The following is a 16,680-nucleotide window of genomic DNA, read 5'->3' as shown; positions in this document are numbered from 1 at the left end:
GGAGACGACGAACGAGGCTGTTGGCGCCCCCCCCCCCCCCCCCCCCCCCCCCCCCCACAACATCAAGCCGATCTGACCGGTACCTGCACCGCCACCGACGTGCCGGCCACCCAGGTGCGGTAGCCCCCGTCGAGGTTGACGACGTCGAACCCATGCTGGTCGAGGATGCGCGCGGCGGTGTGACCGCGCTGGCCCACCTGGCAGTGCACCACGATCGGGCCGGCCGGCAGCTCGCCGAGCCGATCGCGCAGCTCGTCGACCGGGATGTTCACAGCGCCGGGGATCGAGCCGGCCGCGTGCTCACCGGCCGTGCGCACATCGACCAGGGTGGCGCCCGCGTCCAGCGCGGCGCCGAGCTCGTGCCACTGCAGCGAACGGGTGGCACCGCTGCGGAGGTTGTCGGCGACGTAGCCGAGCTGGTTGATCGGGTCCTTCGCCGACCCGAACTGAGGAGCATACGCCAACTCGAGACGCATCAGACCGGAGGCGGTGATCCCGCCCGCCATGGCGACCGCGATCACGTCGATACGCTTGTCGACACCCTCGCCGCCGACGATCTGCGCACCCAGGATCGCATCCGTCGCCGGGTCCACGAGCAACTTCATCGACATGGACTGGGCACCCGGGTAGTAGGTGGCGTGCGAGGCAGGATGCGTGTGGATGACTCGGTGCGCCCGCCCGGCAGCGGTGAGCTGCCGTTCCCCCCAGCCGACCTTCGCCGCGACGGTGTCGAAGACCTTCACGATCGCGGTGCCGAGGGCGGGCGTGTTCTGCTCCTTGCTGCCGGCGATGACGTCGGCGACGGAGCGGCCGTGCCTGTTTGCGAGCCCGGCCATGGTGACGAGCGTCTCTGCGCCGCTGAGCGCATCCACTTTCTCGACGCCATCGCCGACGGCGAAGATGTGCGCGTCGCTGGTGCGGTTGCGGGCATCGACCGCGATCCCGCCGGTCGGCCCCAGCCGGAGCCCGGCCGAGCGCGCGAGGTCCACGCTCGGCACGACACCCGACGCGTCGATGATGAAGTCCGGCCGAACCGTCGCGCCGTCGCTGAGCAGCACCGCCCCCGCCTCGACCGTGTCGACAGTGACGGAGGTGCGCACGTCGACGCCGTGACTGCGCAGCTGCGCCGCCAACGGAGCCACCATCTCCGGATCCAGTGGAGTGAGGATCTGCGCCGACCGTTGGATGAGGGTCACGTGGATGCCGCGCCGCACCAGGTTCTCGACCGCCTCGAGGCCGATGAAGCCGGCGCCGAGGACGAGGGCGGAAGGGTTGTCCGCTGCCGCGTCCACCAGCACGCTGATCGCGTCCACGTCCTCCACCGTGCGGAGGGTGTGCGTCGGGATGCCGGGATGCCCCGCGGCCTCCCTCGCGGTAGCACCGACCGCGAGGATCAGCTCGTCATAACTCTCGGTCATGGTCTCGCCCGCGGCGAGGTCGAACACCGAGACAGTGCGCGCAACCGGATTGATCCCAAGGACCTCGTGGCCGGTGCGCACATCGAGCCGGAACCTGGCCGCCAACGACTGCGGGGTCTGCAGAAGGAGTGATGACCGATCGGTGATCACGCCGCCGACGTAATAGGGCAGCCCGCAGTTCGCATACGAGACGTACGGGCCGCGCTCGAACACCACGATCTCCGCTGTCTCGTCGAGCCGGCGCAATCGTGTCGCGGCAGACATTCCTCCGGCGACTCCGCCGACGATCACGGTCTTCATCCTGTGCACCTCCCGAGGGCGGTTTGGTTATACCCTCCCCGGTATCGTACTATACGGAGGGGGGTATACAGAACCACCCCTACCGGACCCGAGAAAGAGAGTTCCAGCCCATGTGCTACCCCGCCACCTGCAAAGTCTGCGGCAAGACGACCTGGAGCGGCTGCGGTCAGCACGTCGCCGACGTGCGCCGGCGCGTGCCCGCAAACCAGTGGTGCAACGGCAACCACACCGACGCCGAGAAGGCTGCCGCCTCCGGTGGCGGGTTCTTCGGCCGGCTCTTCGGACGCGGCTGACCGTGAGCACCGTCACCCTCACCGCCGACACGCTCAAGGGTCAGATCGAGCAGAACGACATCGTCCTGATCGACTTCTGGGCGGCCTGGTGCGGCCCCTGCCGCATGTTCGCCCCCGTCTTCGAGACCGCATCCGAACAGCACCCGGACATCGTGTTCGGCAAAGTCGACACCGAGACCGAGCAGGAGCTCGCCGCGGCCGCCGGGATCACCTCGATCCCCACCCTCATGGCTTTCCGCGACGGGATCCTCGTGTTCTCACAGCCCGGAGCCCTCGCCGCTCGGGACCTCGAGGATCTGATCGGTCAGATCCGCGCCATCGATCGGGCGGAGCTCACCGCCGCCAAGGCCCGCACCTGAGCCGAAGAGATACCCTGGCGGGTACCGCAACGCCCCCTTCGGCGCCATCGAGAAAGTAGAACATACCGTGGCCATCACCACCGCCTCTGACATCAAGCCCGTGCTCAATCGGCTCCGCCGCGCGCAGGGTCAGCTCAGCGCCGTCATCGCGGCCGTCGAGAACGGCGGCAAATGCCGCGACGTCGTAATCCAACTCGCCGCAGTATCGAGTGCGCTCGACAAGGCCGGCTTCCAGATCATCTCCACCGCCATGCAGAAATGCCTGACCGACCCCGACGACACCTCCGACCCGATGACGGTCGAAGAGCTGCAAAAACTCTTTCTGACTTTGGCATGAAGACAGTGAACGAGGCACCGACGGCTGGTGTGGTCATCCACCTAAACGAGGCCGATCCGATCAAGCACGGCGCTGTCCTGCGGAACATCCGCAACCTCATGGACGCGCTCGGAGCGGGAACCGATCTTGAACTCGTCGTCCACGGGCCGGGAATCAGCATCGTCCTACCGGATAGCCCGCACCGCGAGACCCTCCGCGCCCTCCAACACGGCGGGCTCATCGTCGACGCCTGCCAGAACACCCTTCGAAGTATGGAAATCGGCCCTGAACAACTCGTGCCGGACTCCGTTATCGTTCCGTCGGGAATCGCTCATCTCGTGATCCGACAGCGAAATGGCTGGGCGTACTTGCGGCCGTAATGCCGTCGCGTCCATTCCTCACGAGCGTTTCGCAGGCTATTCAGGTGGCACGACTCGCTTGGCGCTGCGGCGATGCCCGGGTAGTAGCGCTGACCACCGAGTGAAGCCTTCCGAAAACGATCGTTTTCCGCACCGTGGGCGCCCCTCGTCGAGCACGGCCGGTTTGGGCTAGTGGCCCATGTCAACAGCAGCCAGTGCGAAAGCCGGCTCGGCAGCAAGCTCGATCTTAATTAGATGCGCGCTCAGCCTTTCGGGGGTTATCCAGTCGTTTTCGGGCTTCCTCGTGACGATCGACTGGAGTGGCGTCAATGACTCTCCGCACCATGAGCTCTAGAAATCGCGACGGTTGGAGTGCCGGCGGCACCTCGTCGTGACGGATGGTCACGCGCGGCAGGTTATCGAGCGCTTCGTCAATAGCCGAGGCGGGAACTTCCTCCACCTCGTCTTCGTTCTCGACTTCGTTCTCGTCCGGTTCGAGGCCGGCGGCCGCGAGAGGGTTCTCGGTATCGTCCTGATCCACGTCGCTCTCGGCGGGCACTTCAGAGCCGTACTCGATCATGATGAGAGCGACTGCGTGATAGGCGTCGTCTTCCCGACCGAGCTTTTGAAGGAGGTCGATCAGCCACCTCGCCTTTTTCGCTTCCTCAGTCAGGATTGTTGAACGCAGACCGTAGACGAAGCCGAGAGCAGCGAGGGGGTGCCTGAGCCGGAGGTTCTTCGCGTCGCCGTAGCTTTCCTCTACCCGGTTCGCAGCGTTCTTGCCGAAGCTGGAGTCCATGCGCTTAGTACTGATCAGCAGCTCGGGCCCGGTGTCCCAGTCCGACATCACGACGTCGACCTGCTTGAGGTAGTTCTTCCCCAGGATGTTCGCTGAAGCCGAGACAACACCCTTCATCGGTGTGGGCTTTGCGAGGCGGGCGACGAGCTGCGCGCGTTCCTTACCTTTCAGACTTTGAAGCAGGTTCGCGATCGCCGTCGGCAGGATTCGAGGATGTTCGGCGCGTGGCCACGTTGCATTCCGATCGAAACCGGCACGGCGCAGCTCGTAAGAGACCCACACGTCCAGAGCCAGAGCAGGGACACCGGAGGTTGTCGGTGCCTCCAAGTACAGAGGGACCCCGAGAAGCTTTTCAAGGACGTCATAGTCGGGGTCGTAGCGGACTTCACCGTCGGCCCCTTGAGCCCAAGGATTGGTGTGGATGCCGCCAGGAGCCGCGTCGGAGCAGATCCGGTCAAAGACCGCCCATGCCTTGGACCGGGCGGATTGTTCAGCGGCCACTTTCTGCCCTTGCTACTCGTCGTGAGGTCATCGTCTGGTGTGCCCGGCGCACGACGTCGACGTCATGATCCGTCAGCTCTGCGGAGTCCAATAGGAGGGCCTGGTCGACAACTTGGACGGCTTCGAGCAGTTCACCCGTGCGTAGAAGTCGGGCCACACGCGGCTTGATGGCGCGAAGCGCGTCCGCGCGTGCTGTCACAAGGCTGGGCGAGGGCATGGCCCAGGCGTCTGCTTCCCGGGGTTCGATCTTCAGAATGCCGCCGCCGTAGGAGCGGCCCACCATTTCCGCGTTCAGCAGAGTCACCGAGTTCAGGCTGGCGAGCGGCAGTAACTCTCGGCCGAGCTCCCTGTGCTCGGCCGAGAGGTAGACACCGTGTACTGAATTGAGGTGCAGCGCGCCCGCCTCATTGGTCGTCAGTCGAGGCGTGTCGGCGTTCATGCACGTCAGGAGCAAGTCAGCCGGCGGAAGGAGTGGCACTTGGTACCAAGTGCGTCGGACGCGGCACTTGTACGCCTGGTCGACGCCAGCGGTGTGGCCAGCCTTGATGTACTCCTCAGCAGCCGCAGAGGGGGTATCCCCGGGGCGGAACAGCCAGGTCGCCTTGCCTGCGTTGCCCAGGTCGGTCATGTTGTGCCGAGTGAGGGAAAGCCCACGAAGATGTGAGCTGCCCGGAGGAGACAACCGCAAAAGATCTGCTCGGCTCAGGCCGAGTTCTTTCACGCGGGCAGGTGACAGGGCGAAGTATCCGTTGTTACCCGTCACCATCCCCAAGGTCGTGTCGCCCCATTCTTCGAGCACATTGAATGCCCCCGACTCACGCAGCTCCCGCAGAGGCCGAAGTGCTTCCGCACCGATCAGGAGGCCAGTCCATTTGTCCGCCGGTGTCTTAGGCGACCAGGTGAGGGGCACACCAAGCGTTTCGAGGGCTTCAGCGTCGCGGGCTTCGTGGATGGTGGCGTGATCCGTGGGGCCCTCATCGAAGCCGTCCGCGAGAAGGAGGACGACGTCCGCCTCAGCTTCGGGAAAGACGCGCTCAGTGAACAGCACCAACTCGACACTTCTGAACCGGTCGAAGAGGAACTGCCGGACTGGGGCTGCGTAGTTCACGCTCAATAGCTCTGCAGGTAGCACCAACCCCATGCGGCCCCCGGGGCGCAGAAACAGGGCCGACTGAATGGTGAATGCGGCCCAGCTCGACGCGAGCCCGCTCAGAGCCACCCCGGCTTTGAGCGCTGCTGCGCGTGAACGGCTGCGGGCTTCACCGGTGAAGTCTTGGTACCGGATATAGGGAGGGTTCCCGATTACCGCGTCGTACCGAGGAGCAGGATCGACCAAGAAAAAGTCGCTGTGGGTGATGTTGGGAGCACCGCCAGCGTCGGTGATGCGTTCGCGCGCGACGCGAGCGCTGTGCTCATGGATCTCGACACCGGCAACGGTGGGACCCGCCACACCCAGTTCGACCAGCCGACGTACCGCCTCGACGAGGAATGCAGCATCACCCGCCGAGGGCTCCATCACCTGATCGGCAGGCGTGCGGATCGCCCACTCGGCGATGAACCGGGTTAACGGCTGCGGGGTGAAGAATGCGCCCCGCGCTTTGCGCAGCTCCGACGTGTCAGAGGCATCAAGCAGGGACACGGAACTCACCCTGCCATTCTTTAGCATCCCAATGACAACCGCCGACGACTCTCCCAAGTCAACTGGTTAACCCGCCCCGCGGGCGGTATCGGCGACCATTGCACTACGGCTGCGGCCGGTTCGCGGGTCGAGACCGGCCCGCCATCGTTCGCGCTGCTCTTCAGGAGTGATGATCGTGCCATCCGGGGCCGTCGCAGGCGCGAGGAAGTTAGGCATGCCAAGCGCCAGCGCACACGCATCGAGCGCCGTACGCAGCTCGTCGTAGTAGCCCAGCGGCCACCGGTCGCTGCGCTTGAGAACCCAGTGGTCGACGCGGTACATCATCAGCGTCTCGTGGGTGGCGGAGCGGGTTGCCGGCGCGTACTCGATCTGGAACTCGATACGGTTCACAGCGTCGTCGAGGACAAGCCAGACCTTCTCCCCCGCGTGCAGCGTTTTCACGTTTCCAACCTCCCACAACATTCGAACATATCTTCGAATTATGATGCAATGGGGTGACACCGAGCATCTGGAGGTTCTGGTCATGAGCATCGCGCCCGCGGCAGACATTGTTCACCTCTGGATGGAGCAGGGAGCCCCGGTCCGCCTGGTGTGGGCCGGCCACCGGTACCGAGCTGTCAGCGCTGAAACTATCCGCTCGAGGGTTGACCACGACGCGCTCACTCACCCCGCGGAGCGCCTGGTCGGCTGGTCCGTGATCGGTCGGAGCGAGCGGGATCCCGCGGACGTGCGCCTGTTCCAGCTGCAGCGCCAGGGCGCCGGCTGGATCCTGGTTGACGTCGACCCGGCCTGAACTCGTGGGCACGAACAAACGCCACGACGTCTATTCGGCGCCGCTGGCGGAGATTGCCAAGGCCGCGGAGCGGCAGCCGCGGCCAATCAGCCTTCCAGACGAGATGGTGCGCGCGAGCGGCCGCCGGCGAGACGAACCCCAGCCGGTCCCGGTCAAGGCTCACGTGCCGGTCCAAGTTGCCTACACCGATGTGCAGCTCGTCGACGCGGAAGCGATCGCCTGGACCACTGGCGGGCTGGTGCTGATCCGTTACGTCCCCGAAGGCGCTCGCACTCCCGTCTATGTCTGGGTAGCGGGGAACTTCGTTCACCGGAAGTGACCCACCTGGGAGACAAGAAAGCCCCGGCCGGGAGAGAGAGCGGCCGGGGCTTGGTTCTTGTGGGACGTGGCGTCGGGAGAGTCGGCGTCGATTGCCCCTATTCGCGGTCCTGCAGCGGCGGCAGGTAGTCGCCGGTGCCGGGTTGCCGGATCGGCACGTCCCATGGGGCGAGCGACGCCGGCTGGTGTTCGTTCTTCGTGCGGTGCTCGAGCACGGCCATGTAGTGCAGGTGGCGGTCGACAATGTGGACGATTGTGCCGTCCATCGCGATCAGCATGCGCTCCATGTCGTGCTCGGCGTCTTCAATCTGGCGCAGGAGCTCGTCTCGTTCCCGCAGTGCAGCGCGAACGCCGTGCACGTACAGCGCAAGGCCCTTCTGGGTGAGGCGGTCCATTCGGACTCGCCGTGCTGGCCGTTCGAGATCCTTGCCACCGAACTCCGGTGGTGCGGGATGGAAGTCCATCACACCCTCCTGCTGTGGTTCGGGCCCGTCGTCGACGAAGGCGCGGTGGTAGTAGTACGCCGCTTCTTGGCGGAGCTCGTGCAGCTCGACGTACAGGTTCGCGAAGCTCTCGCGTGTGTCCTGGATACCTCCGGCGATGATTTCTGCCGGCGTGAACGCGGTCATGGGGATGCCCCGCTCAGGCACATCGAAGGGGGCGCACGCAACGCGTGCGTCCCTGCGTCTTGTCTGCCGTCACTGGCAGGAGTCGCATTGAAGGTCCTCCATCGGGTCGATCGGGACGATGCAGGGCTCGGGTGCAGCCTGGTAGTGCTGGTCCCCCGGCTCGTCACCGTGTGCGTGTGCGTCCAGCCACATATCGGCTGCTGCAGGCTCTCCCAACGCCCGGAGGATCCCGGCCAGCGCTTCGGCCTCTCGGCATCCCAGCATCGTGGCGACGTCGTGTGCGAGGGTCACGTCGGAAAAGACCCCACAGAACCGGGTGACGTCATCGGTGTCCGTGATGAGTGTGCTCATCGTCCTCTTCTCTCTCTCAACCAACCGTTTTTCTTTGCCTTCCGGCGAGAGAAATCGATAGTGAGCGGGAGCACCGAGAGTGCCGGGTCGTGGAATACCGGAGGGAGCGCAGCGAGTGAGGATATGCCGCGAAAGCCCGGAACGGCAGGCGCGGAGCGAGCTACGATGATCGGCCGGAAAGGTCAAAGAAAACAGAGCACTTTCAGCGCCGCGCAGCGGCTCCGTCGGCGGGCGGCCTCCGTGCCGTCGCGCCCCGCTGTAGACCGCTCCCCCGTGCATACAGTCCCCCGAACGGTCACTATATGCAAAACGGATCCGCGACGCGGCCTACACCGCAGTGCCCGGGTGACGTCTTCGGCATGGGGCCGCCCCGCCAAGGCACGGATCGCATACAGTGCATAAATAGCACTATTGCCGCCATTAGCGCCAATGCTTCTAATAGTGGCAATCGCACCATTAGGGCCATCCGCTCTATTAGTGCTATTGGAGCCAATCGTTCTATTGGCTCCAGGCGTGTCATTGCCGCCAATGGAGCTATTTTGCCCGAGACTTGTCATGTGAACGGGAGAGTGAAGATGCCTGCAGGACCTCTAAGCGCCAACGAGCGCGCTGCGCTTAACCGCACCATCGCAGTAATCAACAGCAAAGGTGGCGTATTGAAAACGTCGATCTCTGCGAACGTCGCCGGCTATCTGGCTTCCAGCGGCTTCCGTGTGCTTCTTGTCGATCTTGACCCTCAGGGGAACTTGGCCGAAGACCTGGGATACACGGGCCAGGAAACCGACGATGAGGGGGAGTCGTTCGCTCGAGCGCTCATGCTTGGCGAGCAGGTTGGTCCCGTGACCGCCGTCAGGCAGAACCTTGATGTGCTTGTCGGGGGACCTCGCCTGGACGAGGCAGTCGCGGTTCTCGGGGTAAAAGCGAGCAAAGACCCCGATGGTGCAAAGCTCTCACTGGCTCGCCTCTTGGCTCCTATCGCGCCGAACTACGACATCATCTTGTTGGACTGTCCGCCAGGGGATGAGACGCTCCAGTCCGCTGCCGTTGCGGCCGCGCGGTACGCGCTGGTGCCGATCAAGTCGGATGCGTCTAGCCGGAAGGGTATGGCTGGTGTCGCCGCTCGCCTTGAGGGCGTTCTGACGTTGAACCCCAGCATTGATCTCCTTGGGGTTGTGCTTGTTGCCACGGGTAAGGGCGCCACAGCGATTCAGGCTGAGGCCCGCACCCATGTGAGCAACCTCTTCAACAGCGATCCTGACGTTCTTTTCAGCAGCACGATTCGTCATTCTGAGGCCGTCGCCCAGGCAACGCGCGAGCGCGGACTTCTGGTCTATGAACTCGATGAGAGTGTCAAGCGGGCACCGAAGTGGTACCAGGTGCTTCGCGGCGAAGCGACAGCGTCGCAGCTCGCACCGCGCACAGCAGGCTCAGTCGCTGACGACTACTTCAACTTGAGCCAAGAGATCGTTTCGCGGATCACCGCGGCCGAACAGGAGGAGGCGCAGTCCGCATGAGCGACGTTGACAGCCCACGCCGAATTGAGGGCCTTACTCCTCGACGTCAGTTGGATCTCAGCCTGCTCCAGCGGAAGAATCGCGAACAGCCCGCGGTGGACGAGCCCGCGGTCGAGGTGTCGAAGCAAACGACCAAAGGGCAGGAGGGGAGCTCGGATTCGGGAGTGAGCAGCTCGAAATCCCGTCCTCGTGCCACCCGTCATAGCGCTCAAGGCCGCACGTCAACATCCTTAGAGGCGGCTGCTCAGGCGAGCTCGAAGGATACGGCCCGGATCTCGTTCTATGTTCCTGATGAGTTGAGTCGACGAGCTAAAGCCGCCTTCCGCGCGACCGCATTCCAGGCAGGCGATCGCACATGGTCAGCATTCCTCGTGCGAGCGCTGGAGTCTGAAGTGAATCGCCGTGAGTCGGAGTACAACGCGGGTGAGCGTTTCGAGGATTCAGGCAAAAACCTGCCTGCCGGCCGGCCGTTGGCGTAGCACCTTCAGGCAGCGACGAAGTTCAGCCGGCGGCTCGCTCGAAAAGACCGGCGAAGAGGATCCTGTCGGGTTAGCCTCCGCGCCGACTGCGGGTGCGGGTGCGGGTGCGGGGGAGTGTGAGGGGCGCCGGCTCCCTCACGACCGGCGGCGCACCATTCGGCTGGAGGTTGTGGTGGCTGTCACGTCGTCGTGGTCGCCTTCCCAGAAGTGATCCAGGGCGGCGCGGATCATGCTGGCCGCGACACTTTCGGTATCGATGCCCCGTCCCGCTCGCTCGGGATAGCGCAGTGTGACGGTGAGGGAATGTGTCGGCGCGGCGTGGTCGATTCCGTCGCTCGGCTCGTCGTCGGCGTATTGGTAGGTCCACGCGAATCCGACTGCACCCTCGGGGCCCTCACCGTTGCGCTCGAATGCGGCGCGGTGCTCGTCGTCTCCCGGGTGCGGAGCGCGCGTGCAGTGCCATTCGAGGCCGCCGACGTCGTAGGTGGTGTTTCCGCATTGCTGGCCGGTGGGGCTGAGGCCCGCGTCGGGCGCGGCGGGGTCGAGCTGCTGTGAGTTGAGAGCGGCGGGCCGCTCGTACGTGATGATCATGGGGTTTCCTTCTGGGTTGGTGGGGGAGGGCCGCTCGAGAGCGGCCCTCCCAGGTGTCAGGCGGCGTCTTCGGTGTCGTCGCCCTCATCGGCGGGGTCGAGGATTCCGGCGATTTGGTGAGCGGCGCGGAGGACGCGGGCAGCGGTGGACTTGATCAGGTCGGTATCCGCGCCCGACCATCCGGCGATGTAACCGACGCTGTAGGCGCTGGTGTCGAATCCGATCAGGCCGGCGACGACGTAGGCGACGCTCTCGGCCTCGGTCTCCATCAGTCCGCGGTGCTCGACGTACTCGGCCAAGTCCTCGGTGTGGCCCAGGATGACGTGCGCGGTCTCGTGAATCAGGGTCTTAGCCATGTGCTCGGGGCTGAGGTCGGCGTGGACAACGACGACCATTTCCTCAGGGTCGGTGTAGCCGTTCCTGGGGCCCTGGATCGGTCGGAGCTCGACGGTCCAACCTTCCTCGACGAGGTAGGCGGAAAGGGCGTCGACGATGCCGAAATCATCCCCTCCGGTGAGCTGTGCCGTGAGGGTTCCCGCGTCCTGGGCGCCGTCCACCAGGTCGGTCTGTCCGATATCGAACACGGAGAGGATGGGGAAGCGGGCGACCCGCATTTCTACCTCGTCGCCGTTCTCGTCCTCCGCGGTGATCTTCTTCGTGCTGTAGCCGAAGATCCGGATAGCCTTCTCGCCCTTGCGCACCTGGCGGCCGAGCGACTGCCATTTCCGGAAGCCTGCGACCTGGGATGCCTCGGGCATCTGGGAGAGGATCAGCAGGAGGTTGTTCAGCGAATAGGCATGGAACGCTTTCGCGAAGTCGAGGAACGCCCGCCACTGGTCGGAGTCGCGCAGCTGCTTCACCTGGTCGCTGATCGAGTTGTGTAGGGCTTCTGCCTGAGCCTTCTTCTCTTCACTGGTCTTGCCGGGTCGACGGGTCTTGGTCACGATTCTCTCCCTGCGTGGACAACTGTTCTTTGTGCCTTCCGGCGAGAGAAATCGATAGAGAGCGGGAGTGCCGGAGCCCCGGGTCGTGGAATACCGCAGGCGAGCGCAGCGAGCGAGGATATGCCGCGAAAGCCCGGGGCGCAGGCGCGGAGCGAACTACGATGACCAGCCGGAAAGGTCACAAAAGACGTCCAAATAGAGGAGTGCCGCGTAGCGGCTCCGCTGCGACCAGTCAGGGCGGCGGCTGCGTCGCCGCGCAATTTTGTGCCCCTCGGGCGCTGCCCCACATCACTTTCAGTCCGATACCAGAGTGATATCACTTCAGGTGCAGGGCCGGCCTCCGTGCCGGGCCGGGAGGGAGCGGCCCCGGGCAGCAGCCGGGGGAGCGACCCGGGCCGTGTGAGCGGCGGGTGTGGGGGACACCCGCCGCTCGTTCACTCACTAGCCGTCGAGGTCAGGGTCGTCCTCGCTGTCAGCGAGGGGCGCGTTATTCGTCCCTGCGTGGTCGATGACGATCTGCTCGACTTCTGAGAGAGCGTATCCCCAGGCGGCGAGCTGGGAAAGGTACGCGGCTTTGGTCGCTTCGGGGTATCGCCATGTGTTCTTGCTGGTTGCGGATTCGATGCCGCCGAGCACCACGGCGAGGCTGACATGCTGCGCCTTGGTGGGGGACTGCTCGACGTGAGCGGCGAGCTTGTCGTCGTAGTAGCCTCCGCGCTCGATGCCGAGCAGCAGGTGGGCCAGCTCGTTTCCCGATGCGGCAGCGGCCCCCACGTCGCGGCGGTGGGTTGTGAGGCCCTGGGCGATCACCTTCGCGGCGTCCTTCGGCAGCGACTTGCGGGTCAGGAGCTCCGTGAGCCATTCGCGGCGCACAGTTTCCACGGATGCCCACGCCTTGTTGTTGGCGATCAGCGTGCGCCGTTCGGCTTTCTGCTCGTCGGACATTGGGCCGCTGGTGGATCCCTGGCTGCTGGCCCTATTGAAGCCTGCGGCCTTCGGGTCGCTGAGGAAGTAGCTGACGTTCGGTTCGCCATCGAAGTAGACGCGGACGAAGACAGCACGGCCTTCGGCGTTCTCGATGTGATCCGGGGTGACCCGCTCGCCTTCGGCGGTGGTCAGCTCGCGGATGCTGATGTAGTCGGTGTCGTAGTAGCCACGGTCACGGTCGAGAATTTCGTAGCCGCGGCCGCGCAGCTCGTCCTCGGCCTGCGCCTTGACCTGTCCCCGGGCGCGGTCGTCGCGAGCACGCTGGGCCGCGTGGGCGAACTGGCCGGGGTCGTCGATTGCGATCTTGATCAGCTCGGCGCGAGTGGCCTCGTCGTCCTCAAACTCGATCAGCGTTGCGGCCTGGTCTAGGGTCAGCTGGTGCTCCTGGATCGCAGAGGCGGCGACGGCATTCTCCGCGACGGCCAGCCCGTTCTTGACCACGGCCTGCTTGGTCCCGGTGCGCTTGGCGATCGCCGTCGCGCTGAGTCCTTCGAAGGCGAGCTGCTGGAACGCTGCAGCCCGGTCGCCGTCAGTGAGGGCTTCGCGCTGGTCGTTCTCGACCATCTGCTGCACAATGCGCTCCACGGTGGCCTCGTCCGCCTCGACGATGTAGGCGGGGATGCTGGTCACTCCGGCCTCGCGGGCTGCGAGGGTGCGTCGCTGGCCTGCCCGGACCAGAACGTTGCCCTGGGCGTCGCGCCTGGCAAGAACGGGCGTCAGAACGCCGTTCTCGCGGATGCTGGCCACGAACTCCTTGGTCAGCGGGGCGCTGGGGCGCACGTTGGCTTCGATGATGATCGCGTTGGGGTCGATGTGCTCGATGGTTCCCTGGCTTGCGGTAGTGGTGTTCACGGTTCTCTCTCCCGATCAACTGATTTTTTTGCCTGTCTGGCGAGAGAAATCGATAGAGAGCGGGAGCGCCGCAGTACCGGGTCGTGGAATACCGGAGCGCAGCGAGGATATGCCGCGAAAGCCCGGCCCTTAGGCGCGGAGCGAACTACGATGAACGGCCAGACAGACGAAAAAGCGCAGCAAGAACAGTGCCGCGCAGCGGCTCGAATTGAGCTCGTCACGCTCCCGCCGGCCGGGCATGCCGGACGAATGGATCTAGCGCGCAGACTTCTTCTGCGCGGCGATACCGGCACCGATCAGCCCACCGGCAGACACCAACAGCAGTAAGGCTCCTGCGATCATGCCGACCTCGACGGGCGTCGGCAATTTCATGGCGACCGCCAAGCTGCAGAGGACGACAGCGAGAACGGCAACACACGCCCCGAGAGCACCGAAAGCCTTTGTATCCACGCGTCCACCATAGCCACGCCGGCTCGGGCAATTCGCGATCGGCGCTAGGCGGCGTCTCCGAGGTATTGCCAGCGGCTTTCGGGGCTGAGGGCGCCGACTGTGACGAGTTCTCGGGCGCTTCGGTGGTCAGCTCGACGGTCAGCGGATCGCGGGTAGCGAGGCCAGATCCTCTCGCCTGGCGCGTCGGCCTCGAACAGTGGCCGGCTCGATGCATTTCGGCGTTTTGGACGCATCCTGGGGGAGGCATTCATGGTGGTCAGCTCGGCTTGCCACCATGCCCATACTTCGCGTTCGGCTCGATATCGTTCGGCTCGATCGAGAAGCGTTCCGTCGAGACCAAGCATGCGAGCTGCCTGGTCTCGGAGATCTCGCTTGGCTCTCGCCCATCCTTCCCGGTGTTTGACGATGAGGCGATGACGGCGGAGACGGCTGAGGATCCTCGTGGTGTGGCGGGTGCCAGTACCGAGGATGCGTGATGCGGTCTCAATGGTGAGTGCCGGGTGTTGACGGAGGGCGGCGTAGAGCTTTCCGGCGAGATGACCGAGGCCGGCGCGGGTGAAGAGGTCGTGTCGGCTGTCTGTTAGTTCGTCCTCGAGCTGGGCTACTTGCACAGCGCGAGCGTTGAAGAGATCAGCCGGGGGGCGGGGGTTATCTAGAGGTTGTGACCGGACTGTGCCGGAGGTTGTGGAAAGTGTGAGGGTCAAGCGCCATTCGGCGGCGTTGCCGCCGTCGGTGGTGGTGACCTTCTGCACGTATCCGTCGCGTGCGAGCCGCTGGAGGGCGTCTGCGGCCGTGGTGCGGCCGAGCCCGACCATCAGGGCGAGGTCACGGATGGAGGCCGCTACGACCCGTTTTCCGGTCTGCAGGGTGAGGTAGGCCAGGGCGGTCAGGATGGAGCGCTCGGAGAGCGCGGCTTCTGTCCGTCCCCAGCGGCCGGGGGCGACGCGGAATCGCGTCAGGAGGTCGTCGACGTCTCGCACGATGGCGTCGAGCTCTGTTAGGTCGCGGGGCTCGCGTGCGGCCGGGAGCGGCCGTTGTACAGCCGCGTACTGCTGGGCCTTGGCCCATTGCCGTTCGAGCCGTTCGCGCGCCTCGGCGGGCGAACGGCGCCGGCGCGTGCCGCGGCCGGTGTTCTTGGTGCGATAGTGCTCCATCCCGGGGGCGGTCTTGGCGGCGTGCTCGACGTCGGCCTCGGACCACCCGGCGTTAGCGGCTGCCAGGAGGCACATGAACCCGGTCCAGGACGGGTTGCTGCCGCCGTCGATCGTGGCCATGTGGGCGGCGCCGGCGGCGGTGAGCTGCCGGTGCGCGCGGTGTGAGCGGTCGACGGGGCCGGATGGTGCGCTCTCAGCGGCTCTAAGAGCGGGTTTCCGCTCGTCGAGGACCGCTGCGAGGGCGAGAAGTTCGTCAGGAACGATCCTGCTGGCCGTAAGCGCGTCGAGGCTGCCTCGGATGATGGTCGACGAGGAGCCGTCGCGGTGGGGTGAAAGCGGCGGCCGGGCGGCGCCCTCGCGCACGTTCAGGAGCATGCCGTGGTCGAGGGTGCGATAGTTCGCGCGGGCGGCGCGGGCGAGTGACGCCACGACGCCGGCCGGAGCGCCGCCCGGTACGGCGATCCAGATGTGGCGGCCCCCGGTGCCGGAGGACTGACACAGCACATAGGCGATGGAGAGTTCGTCGAGGATAACAGCGAGGGCGTCGGCTTCGTCCACGGCGCGCTCCATGAGCTCGGCGTCGACGCCGTGCTTGTCCTTGCCGTCGAAGTCGAAACAGAGCAGCCGGAACAGGCCAGCATCGTCGGCCAGGCGGATGCACCACGGCGTTGCGGGTGCGCTCGGTCCGACGCGGTAGAAGCTGGGATAGCTGTTCTCGTCGAGGCGGCCGTAGGCGTCTCGCTTCATCACGCGCACGCGATCGCGCGGGCTGATTCGGCGGGTCAGCTCCCAAGCTGCATCAACATCGCCAGCAGACTGGCGCACGTTGAAGCCGGCCAAATCGTCGTATTTGGGACTATTTGTGCCTATCATGGTCTCACCTCCAGGTCCTGGATCTGGGCGTAACAAATCCCCCGGTCCTTCCGGGTCTTCTGAACATCACCTTGCGTCTGGTCCCTGGCCAAAGTTCTCAGACGCAAAGGCATCGGCTTTGGCCCGCCATCTCGATGGCGGGCCACCTTTGTTTAACCGGTTGCTATGGGGCGGCTCCTGAGGAGATAGGCGCGCTGGTTGCGCGGCCGTGAACCTCTGCGGGATGACAGAGGGAGTCTGGGGGCGACCGTGGAGGAGAGCCCGGAAAGGGGCGCGAGCGACAGGTGCCGACACGCCGAAGTGACACCACAATGTGTCGCCGTCGAGGCATGAGGGGTTACCATGTCGTCACTCCTAGTTCTTCCCGGTTCTAGGTAAAACAAAGCCCCGGGCTTGTCCCGGATCTTTCAAACAGCCCCTCATCGTCCCGGTCGCCAAACTAGTCAGATGAGCGGCATCAAGCTTCGGCCCGTCACCTAGGTGGCGGGCCATTTGATTTAAGCGGCTGGGATAGGCAGCTCCAGTCGCGTTCGATCGGCTTGAACAGGCGCCAGCTCCGGCATGCCCGCTTCGCGGGCAAGGATCGACGCGATGTAATCTCCGACGTACTGATAGCCGGCCGCGGCGGCCTGCTCTTCGATCTTTTCGCCGACGGGGACTGCAACTCGGGACATAAGAGCCTTGCGCTGTCCCTTGCTTGGACGACCGCCGGTAGCAGTGCGCTTGTTCATGTGCCGATTCAATCCAGTTTCTGTAACTGA

Annotated in this window: 20 protein-coding genes; 8 read left to right on the top strand and 12 right to left on the bottom strand. The window is 65.0% G+C overall.

Annotation, left to right across the window (positions count from 1 at the left end; genetic code table 11):
• Positions 1-62: 62 nt before the first annotated feature.
• Positions 63-1,718 (bottom strand): FAD-dependent oxidoreductase, encoded by a 1,656-nt coding sequence (locus tag AC1ROC_RS19615; RefSeq protein WP_493001894.1) that lies wholly within the window; start codon positions 1,716-1,718, stop codon positions 63-65.
• A 110-nt stretch (positions 1,719-1,828) separates the two neighbouring features.
• Between AC1ROC_RS19615 and AC1ROC_RS19610 the strand changes: the two genes are divergently transcribed.
• The 4 genes from AC1ROC_RS19610 (at position 1,829) to AC1ROC_RS19595 (ending at position 3,066) form a co-directional block, all read left to right on the top strand.
• Complete coding sequence (locus tag AC1ROC_RS19610) at positions 1,829-2,011, top strand: DUF8730 family Cys-rich protein (protein WP_085370134.1); 183 nt, start codon at positions 1,829-1,831, stop codon at positions 2,009-2,011.
• 2 nt (positions 2,012-2,013) lie between these two features.
• On the top strand, positions 2,014-2,370 hold the full coding sequence (gene trxA, locus AC1ROC_RS19605; protein ID WP_085370135.1) for a thioredoxin: 357 nt from the start codon (positions 2,014-2,016) through the stop codon (positions 2,368-2,370).
• Between the two features lie 67 nt (positions 2,371-2,437).
• Positions 2,438-2,707 (top strand): metal-sensitive transcriptional regulator, encoded by a 270-nt coding sequence (locus tag AC1ROC_RS19600; RefSeq protein ID WP_121264460.1) that lies wholly within the window; start codon positions 2,438-2,440, stop codon positions 2,705-2,707.
• Positions 2,704-3,066 (top strand): DsrE family protein, encoded by a 363-nt coding sequence (locus AC1ROC_RS19595; RefSeq protein ID WP_179150823.1) that lies wholly within the window; start codon positions 2,704-2,706, stop codon positions 3,064-3,066. The genes AC1ROC_RS19600 and AC1ROC_RS19595 overlap by 4 nt, the downstream gene beginning before the upstream one ends.
• A gap of 226 nt (positions 3,067-3,292) precedes the next feature.
• On the opposite strand, the gene AC1ROC_RS19590 is transcribed toward AC1ROC_RS19595, so the two are convergent.
• From AC1ROC_RS19590 to AC1ROC_RS19580, 3 genes are read right to left on the bottom strand one after another with little or no spacing between them, the layout of a single operon-like run.
• Positions 3,293-4,345 carry a hypothetical protein gene (locus AC1ROC_RS19590; RefSeq protein ID WP_085370138.1) on the bottom strand — a complete coding sequence of 351 codons (1,053 nt, stop codon included), beginning with the start codon at positions 4,343-4,345 and terminating at the stop codon, positions 3,293-3,295.
• Positions 4,335-5,993, bottom strand: coding sequence for an HsdM family class I SAM-dependent methyltransferase (locus AC1ROC_RS19585; RefSeq protein ID WP_256922030.1), 1,659 nt, complete (start codon positions 5,991-5,993; stop codon positions 4,335-4,337). The genes AC1ROC_RS19590 and AC1ROC_RS19585 overlap by 11 nt, the downstream gene beginning before the upstream one ends.
• Before the next feature lie 57 nt (positions 5,994-6,050).
• A complete protein-coding gene (locus AC1ROC_RS19580; protein ID WP_493001893.1) occupies positions 6,051-6,425 on the bottom strand; it encodes a hypothetical protein in 375 nt (124 codons plus the stop codon).
• 82 nt (positions 6,426-6,507) lie between these two features.
• Between AC1ROC_RS19580 and AC1ROC_RS19575 the strand changes: the two genes are divergently transcribed.
• Both AC1ROC_RS19575 and AC1ROC_RS19570 read left to right on the top strand, forming a co-directional pair.
• Positions 6,508-6,777 carry a hypothetical protein gene (locus AC1ROC_RS19575; protein WP_143465930.1) on the top strand — a complete coding sequence of 90 codons (270 nt, stop codon included), beginning with the start codon at positions 6,508-6,510 and terminating at the stop codon, positions 6,775-6,777.
• Between the two features lie 4 nt (positions 6,778-6,781).
• The gene (locus tag AC1ROC_RS19570; protein ID WP_085370142.1) at positions 6,782-7,096 is read left to right on the top strand and encodes a hypothetical protein; all 315 of its coding nucleotides are present in this window, start codon (positions 6,782-6,784) and stop codon (positions 7,094-7,096) included.
• A 97-nt stretch (positions 7,097-7,193) separates the two neighbouring features.
• Here the strand turns inward: AC1ROC_RS19570 and AC1ROC_RS19565 are convergent, their stop codons facing one another.
• Together AC1ROC_RS19565 and AC1ROC_RS19560 are read right to left on the bottom strand one after the other, a co-directional pair.
• Positions 7,194-7,724, bottom strand: coding sequence for a hypothetical protein (locus tag AC1ROC_RS19565; protein WP_085370143.1), 531 nt, complete (start codon positions 7,722-7,724; stop codon positions 7,194-7,196).
• 69 nt (positions 7,725-7,793) lie between these two features.
• On the bottom strand, positions 7,794-8,075 hold the full coding sequence (locus AC1ROC_RS19560; RefSeq protein WP_143465932.1) for a hypothetical protein: 282 nt from the start codon (positions 8,073-8,075) through the stop codon (positions 7,794-7,796).
• A gap of 557 nt (positions 8,076-8,632) precedes the next feature.
• Between AC1ROC_RS19560 and AC1ROC_RS19555 the strand changes: the two genes are divergently transcribed.
• Positions 8,633-9,589, top strand: coding sequence for a ParA family protein (locus AC1ROC_RS19555; protein ID WP_218775167.1), 957 nt, complete (start codon positions 8,633-8,635; stop codon positions 9,587-9,589).
• Positions 9,586-10,068 (top strand): ParB family protein, encoded by a 483-nt coding sequence (locus AC1ROC_RS19550; RefSeq protein WP_143465934.1) that lies wholly within the window; start codon positions 9,586-9,588, stop codon positions 10,066-10,068. The genes AC1ROC_RS19555 and AC1ROC_RS19550 overlap by 4 nt, the downstream gene beginning before the upstream one ends.
• A gap of 135 nt (positions 10,069-10,203) precedes the next feature.
• On the opposite strand, the gene AC1ROC_RS19545 is transcribed toward AC1ROC_RS19550, so the two are convergent.
• From AC1ROC_RS19545 to AC1ROC_RS19520, 6 genes are all read right to left on the bottom strand, one after another.
• Positions 10,204-10,659 carry a hypothetical protein gene (locus AC1ROC_RS19545; protein WP_085370145.1) on the bottom strand — a complete coding sequence of 152 codons (456 nt, stop codon included), beginning with the start codon at positions 10,657-10,659 and terminating at the stop codon, positions 10,204-10,206.
• Between the two features lie 56 nt (positions 10,660-10,715).
• The gene (locus AC1ROC_RS19540; protein ID WP_306293900.1) at positions 10,716-11,603 is read right to left on the bottom strand and encodes an ArdC-like ssDNA-binding domain-containing protein; all 888 of its coding nucleotides are present in this window, start codon (positions 11,601-11,603) and stop codon (positions 10,716-10,718) included.
• Positions 11,604-12,044: 441 nt separating this feature from the next.
• A complete protein-coding gene (locus AC1ROC_RS19535) occupies positions 12,045-13,442 on the bottom strand; it encodes a ParB/RepB/Spo0J family partition protein (RefSeq protein WP_121264457.1) in 1,398 nt (465 codons plus the stop codon).
• A 255-nt stretch (positions 13,443-13,697) separates the two neighbouring features.
• Positions 13,698-13,892, bottom strand: coding sequence for a hypothetical protein (locus AC1ROC_RS19530; RefSeq protein ID WP_085370148.1), 195 nt, complete (start codon positions 13,890-13,892; stop codon positions 13,698-13,700).
• Positions 13,893-13,936: 44 nt separating this feature from the next.
• Complete coding sequence (locus AC1ROC_RS19525) at positions 13,937-15,919, bottom strand: helix-turn-helix domain-containing protein (RefSeq protein WP_493001892.1); 1,983 nt, start codon at positions 15,917-15,919, stop codon at positions 13,937-13,939.
• A 497-nt stretch (positions 15,920-16,416) separates the two neighbouring features.
• Entirely contained in the window at positions 16,417-16,650 is a 234-nt protein-coding gene (locus AC1ROC_RS19520; RefSeq protein ID WP_143465936.1) for a hypothetical protein, read from the bottom strand.
• Between the last annotated feature and the right edge of the window lie 30 nt (positions 16,651-16,680).

Source organism: Leifsonia sp. GW821-FHT13C05 (genome assembly GCF_058806515.1).
The sequence above is the reverse complement of the archived record's forward strand: the minus strand, read 5'-3'. Positions and strand labels throughout refer to the sequence as shown.

What these genes read in the sequence shown, in the direction of transcription:
- AC1ROC_RS19545 (WP_085370145.1), bottom strand. Translation starts at nt 10,659, where the DNA reads ATGATCATCACGTACGAGCGGCCCGCCGCTCTCAACTCACAGCAGCTC.
- AC1ROC_RS19525 (WP_493001892.1), bottom strand. Translation starts at nt 15,919, where the DNA reads ATGATAGGCACAAATAGTCCCAAATACGACGATTTGGCCGGCTTCAAC.
- AC1ROC_RS19575 (WP_143465930.1), top strand. Translation starts at nt 6,508, where the DNA reads ATGAGCATCGCGCCCGCGGCAGACATTGTTCACCTCTGGATGGAGCAG.
- AC1ROC_RS19560 (WP_143465932.1), bottom strand. Translation starts at nt 8,075, where the DNA reads ATGAGCACACTCATCACGGACACCGATGACGTCACCCGGTTCTGTGGG.
- AC1ROC_RS19565 (WP_085370143.1), bottom strand. Translation starts at nt 7,724, where the DNA reads ATGACCGCGTTCACGCCGGCAGAAATCATCGCCGGAGGTATCCAGGAC.
- AC1ROC_RS19610 (WP_085370134.1), top strand. Translation starts at nt 1,829, where the DNA reads ATGTGCTACCCCGCCACCTGCAAAGTCTGCGGCAAGACGACCTGGAGC.
- AC1ROC_RS19550 (WP_143465934.1), top strand. Translation starts at nt 9,586, where the DNA reads ATGAGCGACGTTGACAGCCCACGCCGAATTGAGGGCCTTACTCCTCGA.
- AC1ROC_RS19615 (WP_493001894.1), bottom strand. Translation starts at nt 1,718, where the DNA reads ATGAAGACCGTGATCGTCGGCGGAGTCGCCGGAGGAATGTCTGCCGCG.
- AC1ROC_RS19520 (WP_143465936.1), bottom strand. Translation starts at nt 16,650, where the DNA reads ATGAACAAGCGCACTGCTACCGGCGGTCGTCCAAGCAAGGGACAGCGC.
- AC1ROC_RS19595 (WP_179150823.1), top strand. Translation starts at nt 2,704, where the DNA reads ATGAAGACAGTGAACGAGGCACCGACGGCTGGTGTGGTCATCCACCTA.